At 69.6% G+C, this 4,087-nt stretch carries 4 protein-coding genes and 1 pseudogene; 2 read left to right on the forward strand and 3 right to left on the reverse strand.

The genetic code is table 11. The features are described 5' to 3' along the window. Together ACFQ4O_RS15825 and ACFQ4O_RS15830 are read left to right on the forward strand one after the other, a co-directional pair. Positions 1-209: pseudogene (locus ACFQ4O_RS15825) on the forward strand (DEAD/DEAH box helicase); the annotation flags it as partial. Between the two features lie 159 nt (positions 210-368). Continuing rightward, entirely contained in the window at positions 369-1,445 is a 1,077-nt protein-coding gene (locus ACFQ4O_RS15830) for a GGDEF domain-containing protein (RefSeq protein WP_378777048.1), read from the forward strand. A 37-nt stretch (positions 1,446-1,482) separates the two neighbouring features. On the opposite strand, the gene era is transcribed toward ACFQ4O_RS15830, so the two are convergent. From era to lepB, 3 genes are read right to left on the reverse strand one after another with little or no spacing between them, the layout of a single operon-like run. After that, a complete protein-coding gene (era, locus tag ACFQ4O_RS15835) occupies positions 1,483-2,418 on the reverse strand; it encodes a GTPase Era (protein ID WP_378777051.1) in 936 nt (311 codons plus the stop codon). Then, positions 2,411-3,127 (reverse strand): ribonuclease III, encoded by a 717-nt coding sequence (rnc, locus tag ACFQ4O_RS15840; RefSeq protein WP_378777053.1) that lies wholly within the window; start codon positions 3,125-3,127, stop codon positions 2,411-2,413. Before rnc ends, era begins: the two co-directional genes overlap by 8 nt. Continuing rightward, complete coding sequence (gene lepB, locus ACFQ4O_RS15845; protein ID WP_378777055.1) at positions 3,124-3,876, reverse strand: signal peptidase I; 753 nt, start codon at positions 3,874-3,876, stop codon at positions 3,124-3,126. Before lepB ends, rnc begins: the two co-directional genes overlap by 4 nt. Positions 3,877-4,087 lie beyond the last annotated feature (211 nt).

Below are 4,087 nucleotides of genomic sequence, written 5' to 3' on the forward strand. Positions count from 1 at the left end.
CTGCGGCGCCGAAGCCGAGCGAGCCCAAGGCCGAAGCCGCAGCCCGCGACACGCCCCGCGCGGCGCCTGCGCCCGCTCCCGCCCGGCAGGTTTCGGAGCCCGCCCCGCGCGGACGCCGCTCGTCGGACGATAACGATAACACCGGCGTCGGGTTCGGCGACCATCTTCCGGCGTTCCTGGCCCGTCCGATCCGTGTGAAGAAGGCCTGATCGGCTCGATCGATCGATCAGGTCGCCCCGCTCTACTTGCCTCATCGGGCGGGGCCCGCCCCCTTAACTTGAATTTAAGCCCTCTACTGCTTCCTTATGGCTCCAGACGTCCTCGGTCACGAGACCGGCGGCGGGCAAGCCTGCGGGGGCAAAGGCTGCATGCGGCGCAACGCGACCGATTACGAGCGTACGCTCATCTTCAGCGACGCTGCGGTGCGACGTCTGCGGGCGCATCGGCATCCCGCGTTTCCGCGCAATTACGAGCTCTGGTACACCTACGCCACCGGCTACAACGCCGCGCTGAACCGCGCGATCAACGAGGCGCTCGAACGCTCGCCCACCATCAGCGAGGACGAGCTCGACAGCCTCTACGAGACCTACCTGTCCCCGCTGCGGCTGTCCGACCGGGTCGACCATGTGGGCTCGCGCATTCTGGACGAGATCGTCCAGGTCGCCGACATCCTGAAGGATGCGCGCGGGCAGAAGCTCGACTACGTGCAGAAGCTGGAGAGCATCAGCGAGCGCGCGCGGCGCATGGGCGCGTCCGGCGCGCCGCTGGAGACGCTGGCCCAGAGCCTGCTCGCCGCGACCAACGCCACCGTCTCCAAGACCGTGGAGCTGGAGCGCCGCCTGGGCGAGGCCCAGGACGAGATGCAGGAGCTGCACCACGCGCTGGAGCTGGTGCGGGTCGAGTCCCTCACCGATCCGCTCACCGGCCTCGCCAACCGGAAGTATCTCGAAAGCACGCTCGAGCGCGCGCTGAAGGAGGCGGCGGACGGCAAGCCGTTCTCCGTGCTCGTGATCGACATCGACCACTTCAAGACCTTCAACGACACGTTCGGCCATCTCACCGGCGATCAGGTGCTGCGGCTGGTGGCGCTGTCGCTGAAGCAGAACGTGAAGGGGCCGGATCTGGCCGCCCGCTTCGGCGGCGAGGAGTTCGCGATCGTGCTGGGCGCCTCCGACGTCAACGCCGCGCTCGCGGTTGGCGAGCGCATCCGGCGCGCGGTGATGACCAAGGATCTGGTGAAGCGCTCCACCGGCGAGCATCTCGGCCGGGTCACCGTGTCGGTGGGCGTCGCCACCTGGCGCAGCGGCGACACCGGGCAGACCGTGGTCGACCGCGCCGACCGCTGCCTCTACGCGGCCAAGCGCAACGGCCGCAACCTCGTGGTGGCGGAGACCGACGTCCTCGCCCGCAACGAGGACCTCGCCCATCTGCGGATCATCGCCTGACCGGCGGAACGCGCCGTGCGCGGCGCGCGGCCGTCCGTCAGCCGCGCGGGAACTCCAGCCCCATCTCGCGGTAGCGCTCGGGATCGTCGCCCCAGTTCTCGCGCACCTTCACGAACAGGAACAGGTGCACGGTCGTCTCGGCGATCTCGGAGATCTCCTTGCGCGCGTGCATCGAGATCTCCTTCACCGTCTGGCCGCCCTTGCCGATGACGATGCGCTTCTGGCTCTCCCGCTCCACATAGATCGTCTGCTCCACGCGGGCGGAGCCGTCCGGGCGGACCTCCCACTTCTCGGTCTCGACGGTGGAGGCGTAAGGAAGTTCGTCGTGCAGGCGGGCGAACAGCTTCTCGCGGGTGATCTCGGCGGCGAGCGCCCGGAGCGGCAGGTCGGAGATGTCGTCGGCCGGATAGAGCCACGGGCTCGCCGGCATCTCGTCCGCGAAGAAGTCGATCAGGTCCTTCACGCCGTCGCCGGTGAGCGCGGAGACCATGAACACGCGCTCGAACGGCGTGCGCGCCGCCGCCTCCTGCGCCAGCGCCAGCAGCGTGTCGCGGCGGACGGTGTCGATCTTGTTCAGGATCAGCACCTTGCGCCGGCCGGTCTGGCCGAGCTTGTCGAGAATGGCGAGGTTGTCCTCGTCGAGGCCCTTGCGGGCGTCGATCAGAAGGCCGACCAGATCCGCGTCGCCCGCCCCGCCCCAGGCGGTGGTGACCATGGCGCGGTCGAGCCGCCGCTTCGGCGAGAAGATGCCGGGCGTGTCCACGAACACGATCTGCGCGCCCTTGGCGATCACCAGCCCGCGCACCAGCGCGCGGGTGGTCTGCACCTTGTGGCTGACGATGGAGACCTTGGCCCCGACCAGCGCGTTCAGCAGCGTGGACTTGCCCGCGTTCGGCGCGCCCACCAGCGCCACGAAGCCGCAGCGGGTGTCGCCCTCAGGCGGAACCGCTTCGTTCGATGCAGTGTCAGACATCCTCACGTCCTTCGATCGCGACGCCCGCGCGCGCCAGCAGCGCCCGCGCCGCATCCTGCTCCGCCGCGCGCTTGGAGCGGCCGGCGCCCAGTCCCTCGCCCAGACCGTCCACCACCACGGCCACGCGGAAATGCGGGCTGTGGTCGGGGCCGGAGCGTTCCACTTCCTGATAGAGCGGCATGGCGAGACCTCGCCCCTGCGCCCATTCCTGCAACTCCGTCTTGGCGTCGCGCAAGGGCCGCCGGGGCGCCAGCATGCGCGGCCGCCAGAACCGGTCCACCAGCTGCGCCGCCGTCTCGTAGCCCGCGTCGCGATGCACCGCGCCGATCACCGCCTCGCACACGTCGGCGAGGATCGCCACCTTGCGCCGCCCGCCCGAGCCCTGCTCGCCGGGCCCGAGGCGGATGAAGGGCGCGAGATCCATGGCGCCGGCGACCTCCGCGCAGGCCTCCGCCCGCACCAGCTCCGCGAGCCGGCGCGACAGCTCGCCCTCGTCGGAGGTGGGAAAAGCTTCGATCAGCATGTCGGCGACCGCAAGCCCCAGCACCCGGTCGCCCAGAAACTCCAGCCGCTGGTAGCTGCCGAGCCGCCCCTCGGACGAGGTAGCGGCGCTGATGTGGGTCAGCGCGCGCTCCAGAAGCGAGCGGTCCGCGAACGCATGTCCGATCCGCGCCTCGACCTCCGCATGGGCGAGCGCCCGCTTCTTCATCGCAGCGACATGCCGATGCGGCCCCAGCGCACCGACCACGGCCACTGCCAGAACGCCCAGGCCGGCGCCTTGTCCACCGAGAAGAACAGCACCTCCGCCCGGCCGACCAGATTTTCCATCGGCACATAGCCCACCGCCGACTGCACGCGGCTGTCGGTGGAGTTGTCGCGGTTGTCGCCCATCATGAACAGATGGCCCTGCGGCACCGTGTAGACCGGCGTGTTGTCGAGGAAGCCGTTCTCCACGAGGTCGAGCACCTCGTAGGACACGCCGTTGTCCAGCGTCTCGCGGTAGCGCGGGATGCGGCGGGTCTGCCCGCCGGCGCCCTCCACGTAATCCTCGATGCGCTGCTTCGGCACCGCCTTCTCGTTGATGAACAGCACCCCGTCCATCATCTGGATGCGGTCGCCCGGCAGGCCGATCACGCGCTTGATGTAGTCGGTCGAGTTGTCGGTCGGCAGCTTGAACACCGCGATGTCGCCCCGCTTCGGCACGGAGGCGAAGATGCGGCCGTCGCCGATCGGCGGGCTGAAGGGCAGCGAGTGGCGGCTGTAGCCGTAGGCGTATTTGGAGACGAACAGGTAGTCGCCCACCAGCAGCGTCTTCTCCATCGAGCTCGACGGGATGTTGAACGGCTGGAACAGCACCGTGCGGATGGCGACGGCGATCAGGAGAGCCTGCACGACGATCTTGATGATCTCGACAAACCCGCCGTCGGCGCTCTGCTTCTTGTCGGTCGTCACGCTCATCGCTTTTCCGTGTGAGGCCGCCGCGGGCCGGATCGGTGGCCGTGATACTCTTCGCCGCTGCAAACGGCAATCGACGCCCGCCGCGTCACGCGGCCGGCTCCGCGCTGATCACCACGAAGGCGAGCGCGAGCGGCGGCTCGTCGCTCAGCGAGACGGTGACGCGCGGCGCGTGGCCGGCCGGCGTCAGCCGCTCCAGCGTCGCCCGCGCGGC

This window comes from Methylopila musalis (assembly GCF_042679725.1).
Classification (GTDB): Bacteria; Pseudomonadota; Alphaproteobacteria; order Rhizobiales; family Methylopilaceae; genus Methylopila; species Methylopila musalis.